Annotated in this window: 16 protein-coding genes and 1 riboswitch; of the genes, 7 read left to right on the top strand and 9 right to left on the bottom strand. The window is 61.4% G+C overall.

The features are described 5' to 3' along the window. Positions 1-132 precede the first annotated feature (132 nt). Positions 133-1,716 carry a response regulator transcription factor gene (locus tag MWL89_RS05460; protein WP_244412040.1) on the top strand — a complete coding sequence of 528 codons (1,584 nt, stop codon included), beginning with the start codon at positions 133-135 and terminating at the stop codon, positions 1,714-1,716. Positions 1,717-1,853: 137 nt separating this feature from the next. On the opposite strand, the gene MWL89_RS05455 is transcribed toward MWL89_RS05460, so the two are convergent. The 9 genes from MWL89_RS05455 to MWL89_RS05415 all read right to left on the bottom strand — a co-directional run bounded on the left by MWL89_RS05455 (position 1,854) and on the right by MWL89_RS05415 (position 16,453). Next, positions 1,854-3,269, bottom strand: a complete 1,416-nt coding sequence (locus tag MWL89_RS05455; RefSeq protein ID WP_244412039.1) for an SLC13 family permease — start codon at positions 3,267-3,269, stop codon at positions 1,854-1,856. A gap of 78 nt (positions 3,270-3,347) precedes the next feature. Continuing rightward, entirely contained in the window at positions 3,348-4,589 is a 1,242-nt protein-coding gene (locus MWL89_RS05450; RefSeq protein WP_102378647.1) for an MFS transporter, read from the bottom strand. A gap of 622 nt (positions 4,590-5,211) precedes the next feature. Beyond that, positions 5,212-5,427 carry a hypothetical protein gene (locus MWL89_RS05445; protein ID WP_102378649.1) on the bottom strand — a complete coding sequence of 72 codons (216 nt, stop codon included), beginning with the start codon at positions 5,425-5,427 and terminating at the stop codon, positions 5,212-5,214. Positions 5,428-5,447: 20 nt separating this feature from the next. Next, a complete protein-coding gene (locus MWL89_RS05440; protein ID WP_102378650.1) occupies positions 5,448-5,795 on the bottom strand; it encodes a 4Fe-4S dicluster domain-containing protein in 348 nt (115 codons plus the stop codon). Positions 5,796-5,811: 16 nt separating this feature from the next. Then, on the bottom strand, positions 5,812-8,073 hold the full coding sequence (locus MWL89_RS05435) for a molybdopterin-dependent oxidoreductase (RefSeq protein ID WP_244412038.1): 2,262 nt from the start codon (positions 8,071-8,073) through the stop codon (positions 5,812-5,814). A 757-nt stretch (positions 8,074-8,830) separates the two neighbouring features. Further along, positions 8,831-10,246 (bottom strand): alanine/glycine:cation symporter family protein, encoded by a 1,416-nt coding sequence (locus MWL89_RS05430; RefSeq protein ID WP_102379575.1) that lies wholly within the window; start codon positions 10,244-10,246, stop codon positions 8,831-8,833. A 323-nt stretch (positions 10,247-10,569) separates the two neighbouring features. Then, positions 10,570-11,994, bottom strand: coding sequence for an alanine/glycine:cation symporter family protein (locus tag MWL89_RS05425; RefSeq protein ID WP_244412037.1), 1,425 nt, complete (start codon positions 11,992-11,994; stop codon positions 10,570-10,572). A gap of 101 nt (positions 11,995-12,095) precedes the next feature. Further along, positions 12,096-14,150, bottom strand: a complete 2,055-nt coding sequence (locus MWL89_RS05420; RefSeq protein ID WP_244412036.1) for a VanW family protein — start codon at positions 14,148-14,150, stop codon at positions 12,096-12,098. A gap of 356 nt (positions 14,151-14,506) precedes the next feature. Then, positions 14,507-16,453 (bottom strand): FAD-binding protein, encoded by a 1,947-nt coding sequence (locus MWL89_RS05415; protein WP_244412035.1) that lies wholly within the window; start codon positions 16,451-16,453, stop codon positions 14,507-14,509. A gap of 215 nt (positions 16,454-16,668) precedes the next feature. Between MWL89_RS05415 and MWL89_RS05410 the strand changes: the two genes are divergently transcribed. From MWL89_RS05410 to MWL89_RS05385, 6 genes are all read left to right on the top strand, one after another. Beyond that, on the top strand, positions 16,669-18,102 hold the full coding sequence (locus MWL89_RS05410; RefSeq protein ID WP_244412034.1) for a response regulator transcription factor: 1,434 nt from the start codon (positions 16,669-16,671) through the stop codon (positions 18,100-18,102). Positions 18,103-18,227: 125 nt separating this feature from the next. After that, a riboswitch (FMN riboswitch) is annotated at positions 18,228-18,415 on the top strand. 140 nt (positions 18,416-18,555) lie between these two features. Next, the gene (locus tag MWL89_RS05405) at positions 18,556-19,143 is read left to right on the top strand and encodes an ECF transporter S component (RefSeq protein WP_244412033.1); all 588 of its coding nucleotides are present in this window, start codon (positions 18,556-18,558) and stop codon (positions 19,141-19,143) included. A 54-nt stretch (positions 19,144-19,197) separates the two neighbouring features. Then, positions 19,198-20,019 carry an energy-coupling factor transporter ATPase gene (locus MWL89_RS05400; RefSeq protein WP_102378654.1) on the top strand — a complete coding sequence of 274 codons (822 nt, stop codon included), beginning with the start codon at positions 19,198-19,200 and terminating at the stop codon, positions 20,017-20,019. Then, entirely contained in the window at positions 19,995-21,080 is a 1,086-nt protein-coding gene (locus MWL89_RS05395) for an energy-coupling factor transporter ATPase (protein ID WP_244412032.1), read from the top strand. Before MWL89_RS05400 ends, MWL89_RS05395 begins: the two co-directional genes overlap by 25 nt. Next, on the top strand, positions 21,068-21,874 hold the full coding sequence (locus MWL89_RS05390; protein WP_244412031.1) for an energy-coupling factor transporter transmembrane component T family protein: 807 nt from the start codon (positions 21,068-21,070) through the stop codon (positions 21,872-21,874). The genes MWL89_RS05395 and MWL89_RS05390 overlap by 13 nt, the downstream gene beginning before the upstream one ends. Before the next feature lie 94 nt (positions 21,875-21,968). After that, complete coding sequence (locus MWL89_RS05385; RefSeq protein WP_244412030.1) at positions 21,969-22,382, top strand: pyridoxamine 5'-phosphate oxidase family protein; 414 nt, start codon at positions 21,969-21,971, stop codon at positions 22,380-22,382. The last annotated feature ends 118 nt before the right edge of the window (positions 22,383-22,500 follow it).

Here is a 22,500-nt window from a genome sequence, read left to right as displayed (position 1 = left end):
CAAACGGGCGGAACCCGCCGCGGTGCCGCATGCGCCAAATGCCCTATAATGCTAAGGCGGCGGGGGCAACGGGTTTTGATCGGGTGCGCGATAAGGCAGAGAGCTTGCCCGGCATGGGCGTCAGGGGGCATCATGATAAATACGATAGCGGGTTCACTTCGAGACAAGGCCACTGCCCTCAGTTACGCCCTGTACATAGAAGGTCCGCTGGTCGTCGGGTTCGCCATTCAGCTGCTCTGGCTGTTCATCCTGTTTTTCCAGGCGCCCTTCTTTCTCGACGGCTACCACTACCTCGACGAGTCCCGCTCCACGCTTCTGAGCCTGTCCTTCCTCGTCGTGTTTCCCGCAACGTGCTTTGCCATCGGGTACTACCGCGACCGGGTTACCAAATACCTCCGGAAAAAATCGGTCCACTTCCTCATGGGCCTCTGCGGCGCAGTCGGCATGCTCGGCACGGGCAGCATCATGCTGACAGGAGGCGAAGCCCCCTTCGCGCTCGCCTTGGCAGGAGCCGTGCTCACGAGTTTCGCCTGCGCCCCCTCGACGCTGCTATGGGGCGAAGCGGCGCGGCGGCGCGACCAGAGCATCCTGGCGATCGCAACCATCCTCTCGCTCCTTCTGGCCTTCGCGTTCATCCTCGCCCTGGCCTACTTCGCAGAAGCCGGCACCCTCGGCATCGTGATCGTCGCGTGCATGTGCCCCCTCTTCTCGGTCGTGTTCGTCTACAAGGCGCAGCACGACAACGAGAGCTACTTCAAGCCGCAGGAGTTCGTTACCCTGCCCGATGGGACCACGCGGGCCAAAGAGGGCAAAGCCTGGGTGGAAACGTTTCACAACCTGCGCATCAGCAAGCGGGCCTTCGCGCTCAGGCTGGGCAAGAGCGCCGTTCCGTTCGGCATCGTGTACGGGTCGCTTCTGCTCGAGGGCTACCGTTCGCTGCTGTGGAAAACGCCCCTCGTCAACGATTTCCCCGTCGAAACGCTGTGCCCCCTCATGGCCGTGCTGCTGTTCACCGGGCTCTTCTTCTGGCCGTACCGCCACGAGGACGGCTCGTACGCCTCCCACCAGCTCGTGCCCTTCCTCCTCGTGTTCGTGCTGTTCTCGTGCTCCCAAGGCCTCTTCGATGCCGGAAGCCCCAACTACGCCTGCGTGGCGCTGCTGGCGCTGGCGAGCGTCGTGTTCTGGCTCTATCCGGCCGAGCTCACGATGCGCTACCGCGTATCGTCGATGATCACGTTCGGGTTCTTCAACGGCTTTCTCACGCTCGGGCTGCTCGCGGTGTTCGCCGTCAACGCGTTTCTCCCCCTCGAAGCGATCCCCTACTACCTGATAACCCTCGCGCGGATCGCGCTGCTCCTCTTGGGCTACCTATCGCTTGTCACCAACGACCAGATGCGCGAGATCGCAACGCTCGCCACCGCGCAAACCGAAGAGACCCCCTCTCCGGACAGCCCGAAAGCGCACCGGGCCCCGTTCACCCAGCGCTGCCATCTCGTGGCCGACACGTTTCTGCTCTCGCAGCGCGAGCTGGAAATCCTCTGCCTGCTGGCGAAGGGCCGCAACGCCGCCTACGTGCAAAAGGAGCTCGTCATATCGGAGGGCACCGTGAGAACCCACATGCGCAACATCTACCGCAAGCTCGATGTGCACAGCCAGCAGGAGCTCATGGACCTGGTCGACACCATCGACCGCCAGCCCGCGAGCCCCACGCGCTAGAAGCGCGGCCGCGGTATGCGGCACCCGCCGAAGCGAAGGGGCTTTGCCCGCATTCGGACAAAGCCCCTGAAAACAATACAGCAGAAACGCCACCGATCCGATGCGGTCCGCTACCGTGCGACGCGGCGCATGCCCAATCAGTACCCCATCATCGTCACCAACGGAAGCAGTACCGTCGCGTGCAGGATCATGAGGGCGATCGTCGGTATGATGCCCGATTTGAAGTAGTCCACGAGCGTCCAGTAGTTGTACTTGTGCACCACCATGCTCGCGCTCTCCAAGCCGTTCGCGAACGAGGTTGAGGCGCTGATGGCGACTACGATCGTGAAGAACACTGGGCTGATGCCGAACGCGTCGCCGATCATGCACAGCGGCAGAAGCGTCGTTCCGATGAGCGCCGGCCCCACCGGTATGAACAGGCGGATGAGGGGAACCACGACCGCCGTCGCCACCACGAGCAGCCCCGTGCCCACCGCGAGCTTGCCGATCGACGCCTGCAGAAACCAGCTCGCCGAGCCCTGCTGCCGGATGCCGCCGGCAAGCGCCTGCACCGAGCCGATGAGCAGGATCACGTTCCACGACACGCTCTCGACGAACTCGTCCCACGAAAGCACCTCGATGCCCGGCACGAAGCACAGCACGAGCGCCAGAAGCGCGATGCCGGTCAGATCCCAACCCGTCCAATTGCTCCCGAGCCACAGACCGAACGTCAGCACGAAGATGGCGAGCACCTTCCAATCGAGCGCATTGAACTTCTCCTTGTTCGCCGAGAATTCGGCAATGCGCTCGAGCGTGTTCGGCGACAGGGGATCGGGCTTATGCACCACAACGACCGAGAAGTACGCCACGAACAGCAGCACGAGCGCGATGGGCGTGCAGATGACGGCCCAATCGAGAAACGAGATCTGGATGCCCGTACTCGCCTCGAGCATCCCCATCGCCATGATGTTCATGGAGCTTCCCGACGGAAGGGCCTGTCCGCCGATGCAGGCGGCGTACGGGATGGCTATCATGAGCGCCCGCCCGAAACGGGACTTCCCCGGCTCGGCACCCTCGATCTGCAGAATGCTGCTCGAGGCGATGCCCGCGAAAAGCGCGCTGCAAGGCAAATCCGATATGAACATCGAGCATATGAACGTCGCCGCCATGAAGGCGAAGATGACGAGTTTCTCGTTGCCTTTCGTGAACTTGAGCAGAAACGAGACGATGCGCATCGGTATCTTGGTTTTCAACAGAGCCGCCGAAAGTCCGAACGAGGCGAGCACGAAGAAGATGACGCTGCTCACCCACGCGAGCCATACCGTCGTTCCCTCGCTCGCAGAGAACGGGAGGATGCCGAACACCGGCAGCGATATCATGATGGCGATGCCGGTTATGGCAAAGGGGACCGGTTCGGCCACCCACAAGATGATGCCCGCGATAAGCAGGGCGAGACTCATTTTCCCCGGAAACGAAAGCCCCTCGGGCAACGGCAGCGCCAACGCTATGACGATGATGCCGATGGCGACGAGAACGCATGCAATCCGTGCAGCTACCGACTTGTCTTTCAACATAGTCTTTTCACCCCCACACTAGTTGTCAGCTATGCACGCGGCTTCCGCACAGGGGTGCGGAAGCCGCGCCGAATTGCGTTATCGAAGGGTCTTACGCGTGATGATCAGCATGAGCGCAACAACGATGATGATCGGGGGCAGGCACAGGATGTGCGAGCCGAGCGACCAGCCGAACGGGCCGACGAAGTAGCCGAGCGCCATACCGCCCAAGATGTTGCCGCCGTTGCGGAACACGTTCATCAGGCCCATGCCCATCGCGTTTTGCGAAGGATCCTCGAGGATCTCGGGGATGGACGTCTGCACCATGGCGGGAATCCAGCCCTGGCAGAAGCCGTTTACGACCGCGATCACGTAGATGAGCGTCAGATCGACCGTGGAGAACGCGAACCAGAGGAACACGAGCACGACGACCCACGCCGCGACGATCATCCATTTACGCGTACCGAGCTTGTCGGAGAGCCATCCGCCGAACGGGATGCCGACGGCGCCGAGCACCGTGCAGAGGCTTACCGCAAAGGCCGCGACGGAAGCGTCGATGCTCGCCACTTCGCGCAGGTACAGCGACCAATAGGAGCTCGTGGTGCCCGTCGTGGTAAGGGCGAAGACGAGGAACATGATGCAGAGGATCCACAGCGAAGGGTTCTTGAACGCAGCGAACTTGTTGCCCTTGCCCACATCCTCGATGCGTTTTCCGGCGGTCGCCGCCATGACTTCTTTGGACGGCTCCTTGAAAAACACCATGAGTACGATGAACGCGACCACGCAGTACGCGCACGCGAGCCACCATACCGACTTCCACCCCATCGAAGCCGCCATCACGGGAGCGAGGTTCATGGTGATGAGCGTGCCGAGCGGCATCCATGTCTGGAACACGGCTACCGCAAAGCCCTGCCGGCTCTTCGGGAACCACAGACTGATGGCCGTTGGGCCCGCCACGCCGATGAAGCCCATGCCGCAGCCCTCGATGACGCGGGATACGAGCAGCATTTCGAAGCTGGTCGACAATGCGCCCATCAGGGATCCCACGAACAGCGATATCACGGAAACCGCCAGGGACTTCTTCAACCCGAAACGGTACACGAGCCCCGTTGCGGGAAAAGCCAGGATCAAACCCATGATGGAGAACACCGACATGATCCAACCGTACGACGATCCCGGAATGCTGAGCGCCTGGATGATCTCGACCGAGATCGTCGCAGGCTTGAACATGTTCAGAGGTGCCGCGATCGCCACGATCCAGACAGCGATCAGTATCGCCCACGCGCCTTTCGGAACAGCCTCTTTGACAGGCTTTGCAGCCTTGCCACTGGTCATTTCCATACAAATCCCCTTCCAATCAAATGAAGCAGATAGTGGTAAACGTCGAAGCTCAGTGCGGTTTCGAACGCAGCGGCTCTCCCGTGCGCCCCTGCGCGGGGGGAAGCTTTCTCCCACAGGCAGCGCATACCAGAGCGCGCGGTCCGTTCAGCGTGCCGCAGTGTTGGCACAATCCCCTTGGAACGATCTGTTTGCGCTTTCCGGTTCCCTTGCATTCTCCGCAGCCGGTACACGAATAACCGCACATGGCTTCTCCTAACCTGAATAGCCTTGCCGCCCGCGTTTATTGAGTATTCTTCGGAGCCGAAGGCGCGGCGGGGGCACCAGGCGCTTTCGGAGCGGACGGAGCGGACGGAGCGGAAGAAGGTGCCGCGGGAGCCGGCTTCTGCGGCTCGGGCGCGGCGGAGAGCTCCACCCCGCAAAACGGACATTTCTTCAAAGCTATGCCACCCATGCTTTGGATGGTCTTGCCGCAACTGGGGCACGCGGAAGGCCCTGTGGCGGATGCGTCAGCGGGTCTAAAACACATGGTAAGTATATACCTTTCTCTCGGGAGTTTCGGTTGTGCGCTGCGTCGCACCCGGTTCGGTCCGGCGCAGCGCTTGCTGCAAAAACTGCCAGCCGATCAGCCCAATTTGGTAGGCTTCGTACGGGCGTATCCGCGGGTCGGCTTCAGCATGAACCGGTTCTTCACCACGAAAAATCCAACGCGAGCCATATCCATGCGGTTCGTCGAGAGGTCGGCGCAGATTTCGTCAACCGACTTGCCCTCGTCCAACTGGCCGTTCAGATACTCGATCTGGGCATCGTCGTCGAGTTCCAGCAACTCATCAATCGTCATGACATTCCTCCGTTCTCGGTTTAAGGCAGGTACACGGCAACCTTGTGATCGAGCTCTGCCGCACGCTTCTGCATGGCGTCCAAGCTGCCGTATTCGAGGCAGAACGACTGGCAGTGCTTCACGCACGTCGGCTCTTCGCCCTTCTCCAAGCGCGCTGCGCAATGGTCGCAGAGCGCCGTCGGAACCGGAAGGTAGATCCAATCCCAGGCGTCTACTGCGCCCTCGCCTATCTTCATCGGCTCGGTCTCGAGAAGTTTTATGCCGTACTTGCCGATCTCGAAGCCATGCTCGTTCTTGCACGCGACCTCACAGCTATGGCAGCCGGAGCAGTACTTATAGTCCACAAGCAGTGCAAAATCCTTGCTCATCTGCTTCTCCTTCCGTCTAGTCGCTCAGTCCGTCAACTTTTTTGATATCGCACATCACGCCCTTGTAGGGAGCGCCGAAGCCCAACTTGCCGATCTCCTTGTGCGGGAGCAGCTCGTTGATGTTGGATTTCCACACTCCGAACAGGTTGGGCTCCTCGCCGTCCTGCTCGGGGTACCACCAGCCGTGGCGGGTGTGCACGACGCGCGGGTCGATGATGTCGGTGATGTGCGCCTTTTCGCGCGCCTTGCCGAACGGGCTTTCGATCTCGACCCAATCGCCCTCTTCGATACCGTAGCGCGCAGCGGTCTCGGAGTGGATCTCGACAACGGGCCACGGCGTGATCTCGCGCATCTGGGCCAGCTGGCGATGCTCGGAATGGAACGAAGCGTAGTCGCGGGCGCCGGTGGTCATGATGAGCGGGTACTTCTCGGCAAGCTCCGGATGGCTCGTCTCGTCCCATCGGGGCTTCTCGAAGTACGGCAGCGGATCCTCGCCCCAGGCCTCGTACACGATGGAGTACAGTTCGACCTTGCCGGTCACGGTGTTGAAACCGGGCTCGCCGTCGGGGCGCAGCATGCCCTTCTCGTACTTCTTGTACGTGTAGCTCGGCTGGTAGCAGCCGATCTGGCGCAGGTCGTCGAACGTGAACCCGTACTCGGGTACCAAGAGCGAATCGAAGAAGTCCTCGACCGAATCGTAGGGCCAGCCCTCGGGGTTCAAGCGCTTGCCCAGCTCGAGGTCGATCTCGAGGTCCGATTTGCACTCGCCGCGCTTCGACGCCTTGTTCATGCAGCCCAAGAACACCGAGTTGCGGCCGTAGTGCGGAAGCACGATGCCGTCATGCTCGGGGAAGGCCGACAGGGGCAGGAACACATCGGCGAACGCCATCGCGGTCGGGGTCATGAACAGGTCGGTGCATACCGCGAAATCGACCTTCTTCAGAGCCTCGTACCAGCGATGCGGCTGAGCCGAATTGGTGGGGGCGATGAGGTTCGTCGAATTGAACCAGCTCATGTGGATCTGGTACGGCTCCCCCGTCTCGAGCACGTCGAGCGTTACGTCGGGATGGGTGGTGGCATGGGTGTAGGCGAGCGCGGGGTACTCCTCGGCGCCGATGCGCTGCGCCCAATCCTCTTCGGCGACGAACTGGCGGCTGTCCATGCGCCACTTGCCCATGAAGCTGTTGGGTGCGCCGACCGTGAGCCCGCCGGGAACGTCGAGGTTGCCCGTGATGGCCGCAAGGGCGAGGATGGCGTGACCCGCCTGGATGCCGTTGGACTGCTGGTCGATGGCGAGGCCCCAAGCCATAGCGCCCGGATGATGCGTACCGAGGTAGCGGGCCAGTTCCAGAATCTGGTCTTCGGGGATCCACGTCACTTCGGACACGTAATCGACCGGGAACTCGGCGGCGCGCTCGGCGAGCTCGTCGAAGCCGTAGCACCAGTTCTCGACGAAGTCATGATCGTAGAGATCCTCTTTGACGATGATGTTGATGAGGCCGAGCGCCAGACACGTATCGGTCTGCGGCTTGATCTGGATCGTCCAGTTGCCTTCGCGGCAGCCGAGCCACGTGATGCGCGGGTCGATGCAGATGATCCTGGTTCCGCGCTTCATGAGATCGACGAGCGCGTGGCCGTGCAGGCCGTCGGGGTTCGACGCCAGAGGCGCCTTGCCCCAGCATACGATGTAGTCCGGCACGACGTACTGCGGATCGTCGTAGCGCTGCTCGAAGAAGCCCGCGTAGTCGATCTCGGGATACCCGGCGCCCAGGATGAAGTCGGATACCGTCGTCCGGGGTCCGTAGCACGACCAGCCCGACTGCGAATAGCAATAGTTCGGGGTTTGCAGCACGGAGAACGCGAGGGGATAGCTGTACATGACCGCTTCGCGGCCCGTCCCCCCATGCACCATGATGGAGCGGGCGCCGTACTTCGCTTTGATCTCCTTGACGTTCTTTTCGATGATATCGTAGGCTTCGTCCCACGTGATGCGTTCCCACTTGTCTTTGCCGCGGTCTTCGCGGGCGCGCTTCATGGGATAGATGATGCGGTCGGGATGGTTCACGTACTCGACCAAATCGAGGCCCGTGGCGTTCAGGCGCCCCTGGTAGATCGGATGCTCCTTGTCCCCCTCGACCTTGATGAGGTTGCCCTCTGCGTCGACCGTCAGCTCCATGCCCCATCCGACCGGATGCTCGCCCGGAGGAGACCAGGCGCAGGTCCTGAAGATGGTGGTGCCATCATCCTGAACGCGTTTCCATTCCTTTTTCATCGACATAATGCTCCTCTCGCCTCTTGTGCATGGAACAGTCCATGCAACTCGAACCGTGCGTCCACGTTTCATTCATGGACGAGACGGAGCATAGGATCATCGGGACACCGGCCTTACCATGACCCCTATGAACTTTCGAAAGCCAGGTCATACGAAGCGCGGTAATACCGCTATTCATTTTTGTTTGAGGATACTCATACCGCGTTGGGTAGAGGGCTTTTTGATCAGGCGAAACGAGGAGGTGCAGACCGATGCGCCGCATCGGGCGGCGCTTGTTCACAGAAAAACGGCGTTTGCAGCCGTCCCGAAAATGATAGTATGTCGACTTTGACTCCCAGCAGCAGACAAGCCGGATACGGGTTTTTGTTCGTTGTGTTGCATTATGGAAATGGACAAGCTGTCGAGTCTTTTTCTCTACAAGCGTATTGCCTGCTCAAAGCTTTACGCACCTTCACAGCTGTTTTTGACGCTTGTTTTCGGGCCGGCAGTCTGCCCCGTGGGACTCAAATCAGCAGCACAATGAGCAAAAACCCGTATGTTAGCCTGGCTTAGCCGTTGAGCCGCCATCGAAATGCGCCCATTCGGGCCCTGAGCGCCAAGCGGCCCCGCAGGCGTGCCGACCCGGCTCGGCACCCGAAGGGCTGCATGCCGATTCCAGCCGTACGCGCAACCATGAAGCCGCAACACAAGCGTCGACCGCCGAACCTGAGTCCGACGGCCGACGCCTAGCGCGTTTCGCGGCAGCAGCGCCGCGAAACGCTCCCTATTTGTTGTCGAGCACCGGGATGGGCGTCTCGTCTTTCTCCTCGAGGTTGTTCTCCCACACGTAATGCTTGGTCTCGCGTGCGATGAGACCCGAAAGCGCGAGCACGACGATGATGTTGGGAACGGCCATAAGCGCGTTGGTGATATCGGAGATGGTCCAGACCAAGTCTCCGATGCCGATGGCGCCGAGGAAGGCGACAACCACGTAGAGCACCTGGTACGGACGGATGGCGCGCTTGCCGAACAGGTAGGTGACGCAACGGTTGCCGTAGTAGGACCAGCCGAGGATCGTCGAGTAGGCGAAGAGCACCATGCCGAAGATGAGGATCGGCGTGCCGATGTAGGGGATCTTCGCAAACGCCGCACTCGTCAGATCGGCGCCCGCGGTAATCTGGCCGCTCGTCATGATATCGGGATTCGCGATCATCGTCGAAACGAGCACGATGCCGGTGAGCGCGCAGATGATGACGGTATCCCAGAAGGTGCCGGTCATCGACACGAGCGCCTGACGGGCGGGGTTGCGGGTGGTTGCCGCGGAAGCCACGATGGGAGCCGAGCCCATGCCCGACTCGTTGGAGAACAGGCCGCGGGCGCAGCCGAACTGGAGCGCCATCATGAGGCCCGAGCCCACCGCGCCGCCGAAGGCGGCCTTCGGCGTGAACGCGCACTCGCAGATCAGGCAGATAGCGGGCCATACGTACTCCCAGTTCATGCCGATGATCACGATGCAGCCCCACGCGTAGGCGATGGCCATGAACGGCACGAGCTTCTCGCACACCTTCGAGATGATCTTGATGCCGCCGAAGATGACGATCGACACCATGATGACGATGGCGAGGCCGATGCCCCACGTCGGGATGCCGGGCATGTTGGCGGTGATGATACCGGTCATGGCGCTCGACTGCACAGCCGAGCCGATGCCGAACGAGGCAATGGCGGCGAACAGGGCGAAGGCCCCCGCCCCGAGCAGAGCCCACCACGGGGCTTTGCCGTTCTTCTCGAACGCACGGCGCCACGCATACATCGCGCCGCCGAGCATGTTGCCGTTGTGGTCCTTTACGCGGTACTTGACCGCCGCGTAGGTTTCGGAGTACTTGGTGGCGATGCCGAACACACCAGTGAGCCACATCCAGAGCACCGCGCCCGGGCCGCCCGCGAGGATGGCGGTCGCCACACCCACGATGTTGCCGGTTCCGATCGTTGCCGAAAGTGCCGTCGTCAAGGCGCCGAACTGGCTGATGTCGCCTTCCGCATCCGGATCTTTGGTAACCGAAAGCTTGATGGCCTTCGGAAGCTTGCGCTGGATGAACCCGGTCCTAAACGTCAGGAACAGATGCGACCCCAAAAGCAAGATGATCATGGGAGGTCCCCACACCGCTGCGTCGATATCGTTGATAAGCTGAACGATGTCCATGCAGACCCCTTTCTCTTCGATTGCGTTCTTCCCCACAGAAACGCGAAGAGAGCCGACGCCGAAACCGATTGCCGGCATCGGCTGAGACAAGCCGGGAATACCGTTTCGGTATAAGCACTTTTCCGCGCTAAAGTAATAGCGCACATTATAGACAGTCACCACATGGCGGTTTGTTAACAACGTCGAAATTCGTACCCAAGTACGGGGGGAACGGCGCCATACGGGCGGCGAAAGCGCGACGTGCAGCTCCGTTTCGATCGAAATGCAGCGCCAGTGGGCGAAGGCGCGGGCCGCCGGGCGGAACAGCCCGCCATGCTGCGCAACTACTTCCCCGCGACCACCGGAATGGGAGTTTCGTCCACCTCGTCAAGGTTGCCTTCGTACACGTAGTGACGCGTCTCGCGTGCAACGAGCCCCGAAAGCAGCAGCACGACGATGATGTTGGGGATGGCCATGAGCGCGTTTCCGATGTCCGATACGGTCCACACCACATCCCCCACCCCGATGGCTCCGAGAAACGCCACGGCCACGTAAAGGATCTCGTAGGGAACGATCGCCTTCATGCCGAACAGGTACGTGATGCAGCGGTTGCCGTAGTAGGACCATCCGAGGATCGTCGTATAGGAGAACGCCACCATGCCGAATACGAGGATCGGGGTGCCCACGAAGGGGATCTTCGCGAACGCCGTGCTTGCAAGCTGCGCGCCGGTGAACAGCGTCGGGTTCGCAAGGATCTCGGCCTGAATATCGGGGTGGGCCACAAGCGTGGAAACGAGTACGACGCCGGTGAGCGCGCAGATGACCACCGTCGACCAGAACGTGCCGGTCATGGCGACGAGCGCCTGCTGGGCGGGATTGCGCGTTGCGGCAGCGGAAGCCACGATGGGGGCCGAGCCCAGGCCCGACTCGTTGGAGAACAGGCCGCGGGCGCAGCCGAACTGGAGCGCCATCATGAGGCCCGAGCCCACCGCGCCGCCGAAGGCGGCCTTCGGCGTGAACGCGCATTCGAAGATGAGTCCGACCGCATCGGCGAGGTACGGGCCGTTCAAAACGAGGATGACGACGCATCCCAGCGCATAGGCGACGGCCATGAACGGCACGAGCTTCTCGCACACCTTCGAAATGGATTCCACGCCGCCGAAGATGACCACCGAAACCAACACGACGATGGCGATGCCGATGATCCACACGGGAATCCACGGCGCGTTCGAGACGATGATGCCCGTCATGGCTGACGCCTGCACCGCAGAGCCCGTGCCGATCGCGGCGATGGCGGCGAACGCCGCGAAGGCCACCGCACCGATGCGGGCCCACCAAGGAGTCGAGCCGTCCCTGCGCTTGAAGGCGCGTTCCCATATGAACATCGCACCGCCGAGCATCTCGCCCTTATGGTCTTTCACCCGGTACTTGATGGCGGCGAACACCTCGGAGTACTTGGTCGCGATGCCGAATACGCCGGTGAGCCACATCCAGAACACCGCGCCCGGGCCGCCCGCGAGGATGGCGGTCGCCACGCCCACGATCGATCCGGTGCCGATGGTTGCAGCGAGAGCGGTTGCCAAAGCACCGAAATGCGAGATATCGCCCTCGGCACCCGCATCGGAGGTGAACGAGAGCTTGATGGCCTTCGGCAGCTTACGCTGGATGAAGCCCGTCTTAACGGTGAGAAACAGATGGCTGCCGAGCAGAAGCGCGATCATTGCCGGCCCCCACACGAAGCTGTCGATAGTGTTGAGTAATTCGATCATAGCTTGAGGATTGTACCCGAACGGCGGCGATTCGGCAGCGGAATCTGCAGGTCTTCACAGACCTGCTGCCAACCCGAAGCCGTTCGGATACTTGAGCTTTCCTAGTCGTCTTCCTCCGGTACGGGCGGGAAGTACGAAGGGAACGTATCCTCCGAGATCACGTTGCCGTCGGCATCTTTCACCGTGCGGTAGTTCGTGATCGACTTGCCGTCCTTGTCGTTGCCCGACCAATCGCTGTTCACGCTCTCCACCGTGCGGTGCGGGCTCGTACCCCAGATGCTGATCGTCATATCGACGCCATCGTAGGAGGCGGTCACGAGGATGTAGTGATCGGTGTCGTTGGTGAAGACGAGCGTCGGGTACTCCCACGATACGGCGGCATCGCGCCCGAGCGGGTAGTTCGGCTGGTACAGGCTGTGGTTCGTACGCTCGACGATGGGAAGGCCCGCCTCGTAGGCAGCGTTGAACACGCCCGTCGCCACATTGCAGATGCCGCCACCCGAGGATTTCTCGTACTTGTTGTTCACGATGACGTTGGCTTCCTTGTAGCCGGCCGCCTCGTCGCAGTTGCCGACGATCTCGTTCCAGTTCCAATTCTGGCCGGGAGCGATGAGCGATCCGTTGAGCGTATCGAGGCACAGCTCGATGTTATACTCGCGGTTCGTACCGCCGTTCGATCCGTAGCCGAGCTTGTAGGAGGTGATGAGCTCCACAACGCCCATGTTCTCGGCATCCTCGGCGGTGATCTCGGGCTCGACTTCGGCCTCTTCGAGCGCGATCGTGCGATCGCCCGCCTCGCTGCCGCCGTAGAGCATGCCATCGAGCGCATGGACGCCCGTCTTGATGTCGGGGCCGATGCCCAGAGTGCCGCCCGTGATGACGGGCACGCCGCTCGACACGTCGAAGGTCGCATTGCCCGCCGTGCCGTAGCCGACCGACCCCATCTGCCCCTGCAGGCCGTCGTAGGCCTTGGCCGCGTCGATGGAAGCAACGAGCTTCGCGTTGTCGCCTTCGCCTTCGACCTCGACCTTCGTCCATTCGCCGAGCATAGGAGCCCAGATCTGCCACGAATCGTCGCCGTAGGTGAACGTTACGGGATCGGCAATTGCCGCCGTGATCGAATCGGCTACAGCCTGCGCCTCGCCGGAATCGATATCGAGGGGAATATCGGTCATCGGGACCTCGAACGGCGATGTCGACGTGCCGAGCAGCATGGCGGTCGCCTTGGGGGCGAACGCTTCGGGATCGGCCTTTTCGCCGACGCGCCCGGCCGTTACCTGCGCAACGCCGTCGGCGTTGATGGAGATGCCGCAGTTCACCATGCTCACGCCGATGGCGTCGTCGATGGAGGCCAGGGCTGATTCGAGCGCCGCCTGATCGTACTCGACGGTAGCCGGCATATCGACCTGGCCGAACCAGCTTTGGATCCTCTCGCCCGCTCCGCTCACGAAATCGTCGAGACCCGAGATGCGTCCCACGTTCATCGCCTCGTCGACAAGGGCGGCGGCATCAACGTGCGCACCGAGGTCGGCTGCCGAGAAAGACCAGGAAAGAGCCTCTGCGCCCGCGTCGGAAGCATCGCCTTGCGCCCCGTCGGCAGCAGCATCGTCGGCAGGCGGCTCGGCCTCGCCCGACGCTTCGCCGCTCGTATCGTTGACGGTGCTTTCCTCGAGCCGCTTGACGACATCGGCGCTCGGCGTAACCCGCACGCTCGCACCTGCAAGCTTCGAATCGAGGGCGGCCTGCAGCGCGCTTGTCGCCTCGGCTTTGCTCATGCCGCCGATCTCCACGCCCTGCACCTTGACGCCGTGGTGGACCTTGCCGTCGTTGAGGCCGAACTCGAGACCGGCAAGAGCTCCGAGAAACACGACGATGACGAGCACGGCGATAACGGCGACCTTGACGCCCGAACGCTTTTTCGGGCCGAGGTTCATGTAAGGGTTTTGGCCGTTGCCCTTGCCCCTGCCGGGGCGGCTGACATCCGCTGCGCTCACGACGGGCGAAAACGCTCCCGTTTGCTGCTGACGGCGCTGCGTGGCATTGCCCTGCGGCGGCATGCCCTGGGTCGGTTGAGGTTGCCTGCGGGCATGGTTGCCGGCCGCGTGGCGGCCTACCGGTTGATCGCCCTGATTGTTCGAATCGTTGTCAAAAGCCATAATGGAAGACTCCTGGTGCGTTTAATCTACCTTCGTGCCATCATACAACAGCTCATAGAATGGGGCAAAGAATACATATTCTCCTGTTGAATTCCCCAAAACCCCGCAACCGCCGCCGTACGGGATGGCCCGAAGCGCAGTCCAGCGCAACGGATCTTTGCAGTCACGGCCTTCGATGGAAATCGTTGATCTAAGGGAGCGAAAAAGCTCCTTTCGCCAAACGCGATGCAGACGAGCAGCTCTCCCGGCTGCGCGATCGACGCGCGCGAAAGCCCAAAGCGGGGCCGCCCTGACAACGCGCCCATCGAGCGAAAACCCGAGGGACGAAAAGGGGCCCCGCAATCAGCAGCCTATTTCTATTGAGTTTGCGACAACGCTTCCGATACAGCGGTGAAAAACGCGTTGCTCGTCGTAGTTGCACCGCTCACCGCATCGACGTCAACAGACTGAGCGTCGAGAACCGCCTGGGGCAGAGTCTCGAGCGCCTTGCCGCCGATATCGGGTGTTTCGCTCTGCTCAAGAACGTCGATTGCGGCCATGGAAGAGCCGTCCATGGTCACCTTCACTACGATCTCGCCACCTATGCCCTGCCCTTTTCCGAGGTATTCGTTTTCAGCTGTTTCGTACGTCGTCTCCTCCGTCAAATCCGATTCGACGCCCAGCGTATAGGCTAGAGGCGCCTCGACCGCAGACACCGCATAGGCGGGCAAGGGATCTTTGGCGGAAGCCGCGTTCTTGCCGGCGATCTTGCCGAAGATCATGCATTCGGCCATGTTGCCTCCGCCTTGGTACATGTTCGATGCGATACCACCGCACTCGCCCGCTGCATACAGATGGGGAATGGGATCGCCGCCGCGATCGAGCACTTCCGCCCGCCCGTTGCGGCGCGGTCCACCTTGGGTGTTAAGGATGTCGGGCATGACCTCGAATGCATAGTAAGGGCCTTCGCCAAATGCGCGCATCGATTCGGGCGCTCGCTTGAAGGCGGGATCGTACCCTTCTTCGGCGGCACGGTTGAAATCCTTGATGGTCTGCGCGAGCGTATCGGGATCCATCCCAACCGATAGGGCCAGCTCTTCAATCGTTGCAGCCGAGCGCGCCTCGGAAAAGCGCTCGGCGTTCATGCGGCCGCTTGCGTTGAGGGCGTCGGCTTGCGCTTGGTCGAACACCAGATAGCAATGCGATGGGTGCTTGGGGGCTTTCCACACGCCGTTGATCTTCATCTTGCCGTGCCGCGGCAGCTCGTCTTCACGCAGGTAGCGCTCCCCTGCCGTACCGACGAGGACGAGGCTTCCGTGGTAGATTTTAGCAGGAAGGGGCAGATTGGTTCCGCGCTCGCCTTCGTCTACAAGATAGCTCATGCCGCCAAACAGCATCATCGATTCGTACGAGTTCATATGCCAGAGGTCGGCACCGACCTCTTGGGCCATCAGCACACCGTCGCCGGTATTGTACAGGGTGCCGAGCGGTGCGCAGCTCGACAGGCCAAGGTAATCCTTGATCATTTCCGGATTGTTCTCAAAACCCCCGCACGTCAGAACAACGCCGTTGACAGCGCGTATCATCCGCGTTTCGCCCCCGCGCTGCACCTCCACTCCAACGACCGTCTTGGAAACCGGATCCTGCACAAGGCGTTGAGCGGGAGATTCGAACCATACGTCGATCTGGCTCTTGAGCGACGCGACGCCGGCACGCTGAACCTGCCACATATACCCGTCTGAATTCCCATCATGCAATGCAGTCATGGAAATCTTATCTGCGCCGGACAGCTCGGGGTATTCCGGACACATGAAGGCGAATGCGGGATTGAGCTCGGTTACCGTCCGGAAGTCGCTCTTATCCAACCCGTAGTCTTCTGCGTATGCGTCTTCGAGCGTCGCAAGCCCTTTCGCAAACGTATCCACAACGTCGTCGGCAACGGGCAAGACGCCGCACATGTCAACGAAATACGAGCGGGCGGCTTCTTCGTCGCCGTTGCTATGCATGAAGGTTTGCCCGCAGTAGCGAGAGTTGCCGCCTTCGTGACCGAGCGGGGCCTTGTCGAGCAGCAGCACAGAAGCGCCCTCTTCGGCTGCGGCTTTTGCGGTTACGGCGCCCGCAGAGCCGAATCCGACAACCACAACATCGTACTGGCCGTCCCATGCTATGGTTTGGGCGAAATCGAACGCTTCGCCGCTCGATCCGCTTGCTTCGCCCGGTGCGCAAGCAGCGAGCGTGCCTGCCCCAGCGACGCCTATCGCCGATACGGCGAGACCCTTGAGAAACGTTCGGCGCCCGAGAGGCTTTGCAGACACTTTTTTCATTGGTTACCCTCCTTGCAAGATAGATTCCGCGCTACCGGAGGCCTCGACGCACTGGGGCTTCCGGCTCGCTTTTACGGAGCTCACCTTACCCAGTTCGATGCATGCGAAAAATCGGGACTCGGTACTGAACTTCCTTTCACCTGGCGGGAGCGTCCCTTCTCATGACGGGGGGATGAGGGCGTTATGATATGATTCATCCATGCATAGGGAGGATCATGAAAGCAACCCGCCGCTTAGGGCAAACAGTTTACATATCGGTTGGGGGCGGACTGTATTGGGCCGCCTCGCTGTTGTACCTCTCCGCATGGAGCCCCCAGATCGGAACCTCCCCGGCTCACGAGCTGCTGCCTCCTGCGTTTTCCTGGTTCGCGATCGCAGCGGTGATCGGCATAACGCTCGCCTTTCACAAGCAGCTTATGAAGCCGCGCTGCCAATGGGCGCTTGCCGCCGTCGGACTCGCCGCATCGGTGCTGTACGCCATCTTGTTCGCGTTCCCCGCGTCGGGCATAGTCGGCCAGATAGCCGCACTGCTCACCAACGCGTGCCACCATGCGTTCATCATCATGTTCTGGGGACTGGCTTTCACTTCGCTGAGCAAGCACGACGCCGAAAAAGCGGTTGTCCTCAGCGTGCTGATCGCCCTCGCAGTCTATTATTTCGGATTGCTCTTACCGATCGGGCCATGGGGAGCGCCCGTTGCGGCGCTGCTGCGTTACGGGGGCACCATCCCCTTCTTGCTCGGTATTGCCCACATTCCGACGCTTGAGCGGGCAGCCGATCCCGATAGCCTCAGAATGCTCGTCCCGTTCTATCTCAATCGCGCGTTTCTCGGCCTGTGCATGGCCGTTTTGTTCTATCTCGCCTCACTCGTAAGACCGCTCGGTTTTCCCGCGCCCTCCCCAGCCCTCTGCCTCGCGGGGTGCGCTGCCGCAGGCGCAACGCTTGCGGCTCTTGCCGCCAAGGCGCGATCGGGATCCTCGGCTCTTCGCGTCGCCCCGCTCATTCTGCTCGGCACCCTCGTATTTCCTTATGCGCTGCCCCTCGAAAACCTGTCGCATGCATTCCCCTTGCTGGCGGGGTGTATAGCGTGGATTTCGTGGATAGCCCTTTCCGCAACCCAGCTTTCCGACATCAAAGAGCACATTGGACTCGACGAAGCGTTCTTGGCGATCTCGGAAAAAGCGGTAGTCCTCATGTCCGTTTTCCTCGGATTCGCTCTCTGCAGCCTGGGAACGCAACCGATCGGAACCGAAACGCTACAGGATTTCGCCATTCCCCTTTCAGCCGTCTTCGTCTACGTGAGCATGCTCGTTTGCTGCTATCTGTTCTCGACGCTTATCGACAAAAAGCAGCGTCAGCGCATCGTGAGGAAAGCGATCATGCGTTCCGACGAGCAATTGCGACTCGCCTATTCCGCTATCGCGAAAAAACATGGACTCACGGAACGCGAGCAGGATGTGTTTGCGCTCATGGCCGCCGGACACGCGCGCCCCTACATCCGCGAGAAGCTATGCATTTCAGATGGCACGGTCAAAACCCATTCGTACCATATCTACGAAAAACTCGGCATCCATTCGCGAGAGGAACTCTACAAACTCGTTGACAGGGAGAGATCCGAGCTCGAGATGGCGAACAGCGACAAGCCGTAGTTCGATCTCTCTCAGTCCGTCGTCGATGCGGACCCGGCGAGGCGCAGAAGACCCGCGCACCCCGAACCCCACGCCAAGCTCCCCCTTGCGCATCGGGCGCTCTCCCTATACAATACAGGCCATGAATTCTGTTTCAGGGCGAGGTGCAATTCCTCACTGGCGGTAATTCGACCGAGCCGGTTTTCGGTAACGCGTCGAGAGTCCGCGACCCTGCGGTACCGATTATCTGCGGCAACGCGGTAATCGGGTATGCAGGCTGATTTTGGTGAGATTCCAAAACCAACGGTTATAGTCCGGATGGAAGAGGCAGAGCTTACAGGGACGATCGCTTCGAGGCGGGCGTTCCTGTAAACCCGAGAAGCCTGTATGAAAGAATTCATACAGGTTCGTTTCTTTTCTGGGCCCGGAATCGATACCTGCTCTGTACGGGGCTCGCAAGAGAAAGGGTTTGCTATGGCAGAAAAAGCGAACGGCTACCAGTTCACCAACACGAACAAATGGGAAACGCGTCAGCTTGTGACGATGGCGCTCCTCTGCGCGATCGGAGTGCTCCTCTCGTTCATCGAGTTCCCGCTGCTTCCCGGCGCCACCTGGCTCAAATACGACGCGTCGGCCATGCCCGCCATGGTGTGCGGATTCGCCTACGGTCCTGCTGCCGGCTTGTCGGTCGGCATCATCGGAGCCGTCATCCACGGCATAATGCTCGGCGATTTCTCGGGTGCGGTCATGAACATCATCGTCGTCACCGGCTACATCCTACCCGCCGCGCTCGTCTACAAAAAGGTGCACAACTTCAAGGGTGCCATCGTCGGTCTCGTGATCTCGTCGGTCTGCGCCACGCTCGCCGCGATCCTCGGCAACCTCATCATCACCCCGGCGTGGCTCGGCGTTCCTATGGATGCGGTCATCGCGATGATCATCCCGATACTGACTCCCTTCAACCTGCTCAAGGCGCTGCTGAACTCGGTGCTGACACTCATCGTGTACAAGAGCATCTCGAATCTCATCACCCCGAAGAAGAAGCAGATAAAGGGCAAGTAGAGCAATCGATGCGGCGGCCCGAGCGGCGGCCGCGCACGAACCGAAAGAAATCATATGATCGAATTCGAACATACGGGCTTCACCTACGACGGCGAGACCTTCGTCCTGCGCGACATCGGGCTCTCGATCCCCCAAGGGCAGTTCGTCTGCATACTCGGCGGAAACGGATCGGGCAAGTCGACCCTCGCCAAGCATATCAACGCGCTGCTCGTACCCGACGAGGGCACCGTCACCATACTCGGGCACGATACGCGCGACGAGACCGCCACCTACCTCATCCGCAGCAATGCGGGCATGGTGTTTCAGAACCCCGACGACCAGCTCGTTGCGAGCCTCATCGAAAACGATGTGGCGTTCGGCCCCGAGAATCTCGGCGTGCCCACCGACAAGCTGCGCGAGCGCGTAACGCTCTCGCTCGACGAGGTCGGTCTGCAGGGGTTCGAGAAACACGAGACCAACGCGCTTTCAGGCGGCCAGAAGCAGCGCGTCGCCATCGCCGGCGTATTGGCCATGAACCCCCGGATCCTCATCCTCGACGAGGCGTCGGCAATGCTCGATCCGCGCGGCCGCCGCGGGCTCATGCGCGTGTGCAAAGAGCTCAACGAGCGCGGCATGACCATCGTCATGATCACCCACTTCATGGAGGAGGCGGGGCTCGCCGATCGCGTCGTCGTACTCGACGGAGGCACGATCGCCCTCGACGGCACACCCGACGAGGTGCTCGTCCAAACCGAAAAGCTCGACCACCTGAACCTCGACGTACCGTTCGCCTGCGAGCTGTCGCGCGAGCTCCAGAAGCGAGGCGTGCCCGTATCGACGCACGTTGACGACCAAAGCCTTGAGGAGGAGCTATGCCAATTGCTTTCGAACAGGTAAGCTACTCGTACAGCGCACCCGCAAAGAAGAAGCGGGGTAAAAAGGCTGCCGAGATCCCCGCCGTCGGCGACGCCCCGGCTCTCGGACAGACGGATGCCGACATCGCGCCCTGCGCTGCAGATGCGACGAACGCCGCCGCGTCAAACGCCCCGAGACCGCTCTGGGGAAACCCCGAAGGCAAAACGTGGGCGCTCTGCAACATCACCTTCACGCTCGAAGACGGGGAATTTCTCGGCATCGCAGGCCACACGGGAAGCGGTAAGAGCACGCTCATCCAGCACATGAACGGGCTCATCCACCCCACCTCGGGACGCGTGCTCGTCGACGGCGTCGACATCGCCGACAAGAAAGCGGCCGCCGCGGCGCGCAGCAACGTGGGCGTCGTATTCCAGTACCCCGAACACCAGCTGTTCGCCGCCACCGTCTACGACGACGTGGCGTTCGGGCCGCGCAACATGGGACTCGGCTCCGACGAGGTCGATGCGCGCGTTCGCGAATCGCTCGCGCAGGTTTCGCTCGATTTCGACGATATCTGCGACAAGAGCCCCTTCGAGCTCTCAGGCGGGCAGCAGCGCCGCGTCGCGTTCGCGGGCGTGCTCGCCATGCGCCCGACCAAACTCATCTTGGACGAACCGGTCGCAGGGCTCGACCCCGCCGCGCGCAATGATTTCCTCAAGCTGATATCCGAGCTGCACGAAGGCGGCCTCACGGTGGTCATGGTTTCCCATACGATGGACGACCTTGCACGCTATTGCGATCGGATCCTCGTGCTCAAAGAAGGATTGCTCTTCGCGCTCGGCACCCCCGAGGAGGTGTTCTCGCGCGCTTCCGAACTGCGCGAGATCGGCCTGGGAGTCCCCTCCGCCCAAAAGCTCGCAAACGACCTCAAGGACGCGGGCATCGGCCTGAACGGCAGGCTCTACGACACCGCATCGCTCGCCGACGCGTTGGCTGCGCTCTACCGCGGCGCCGAGGGGAAACCGGTTTCCCTGGACGGCGAAGGCGAGACCCGAACGGCTGCTCGAACCGGCGGGGGAAAAGAGGAACCGTGCCCGAAATAGCCATGTTCGGCAAATACTGGCCGGGGACGAGCCCCGTCCATCGGATGGATCCGCGGGCGAAGCTTTTGCTCTCGCTCGTGGTGATGGCGAACATCTTCGTCGCGCAATCGTTCATCGGCCTCGCCGTATGCGCGGCGTTCACGGCCGGGTTCTTCCTGCTGGCCAAAATACCGCTCGGCAAAGCCGTCAGATCGATTGCGCCGCTTGCGTTCATCCTCGTCATCACGGCGCTTCTGAACGTGTTCTTCGTGCAGGGCGGCACCGTGTACTTCCAGTGGTGGTTCATCCAGATCAGCGAGGCGGGTCTTGTGCAGGCCGCCTTCATCGCCGTACGCCTGTTTCTGCTGCTCTTGAGCATGAGCCTGCTCACGCTCACCACCGCCACCCTCGATATCACCGATGCGTTCGAGTACCTCCTCAAGCCCTTTGCGCGCATCGGCGTTCCCGCCCACGAGCTCTCGATGATCATGGGAATAGCGCTCAGGTTCCTTCCCCAGTTCACAACCGAGCTCCAAACGATTTACCGCGCGCAGATCAGCCGCGGGGCGACCTTTGCCGCAAGCCCGTTCAGGGGAGGTCTGCGCATGCTCACATCGCTCATGATCCCGCTGTTCACGAGCGCCTTCAGACATGCCGAAACGCTGTCGCTGGCCATGGACGCCCGCTGCTACCACGGAGGCCCGGGGCGCACGCGGCTCAAACCCCTGCACTACAGCGCGCTCGACCGCAACGCCGTTATCGTGCTTGCGGCCATGTTCGCCGTCGTGTTCTCTACGAACTTCATCCCGCTGTAAGGAGGAGCGCGGCCAGGCGGGCCGCGCGCGAGCCGAGCAGAACGCACGACCACACGAGAAGCGGGCAGAAAGCCCATCGAGAAAGGAACAGACCATGACCGGAAACGAACAGGTTCTCGACTACCTCACCAACATCCCCGCCTGGTACCTTGCAACCTGCGAGGGCGACCAACCCCACGTGCGCCCGTTCAGCTTCGCCGCCGAGCAGGACGGCAAGATCTGGTTCTGCACCGCCACCACCAAAGACGTGTACCGCGAACTCGAAGCGAACCCCAAGTTCGAACTTTCCGGCTGGCACCCGGGCCACGGCTGGATCATCCTGCGCGGCAAAGCGGGACTCGAAGATAAGGCGAACGCAGAGGTTCGCCGTGCGGGATACGAGCATATGTGCGGCCTTGGCGAAACCTACGAAGGCGAGAACGATCCCGTGCTCACGTTCTTCTCGGTCGAAGAGCCGCAAGCCTGGATGTGCGATATCGACGGCAGCTGGGTGCCTATCGAGTTCTAAGCGTTCGGCAGCGCGCCGCGCACTCGGGCACTGGCGTCCGAGTGCCGCGCACCCGAAGTCCCAACGGAGAAGGCAAGCCCGATCATCGAAACCCGCCGGCACCGCCCGATCGTAACCC

It is taken from the genome of Raoultibacter timonensis (genome assembly GCF_022845715.1).
Taxonomy (GTDB): domain Bacteria; phylum Actinomycetota; class Coriobacteriia; order Coriobacteriales; family Eggerthellaceae; genus Raoultibacter; species Raoultibacter timonensis.
The sequence above is the reverse complement of the archived record's forward strand: the minus strand, read 5'-3'. Positions and strand labels throughout refer to the sequence as shown.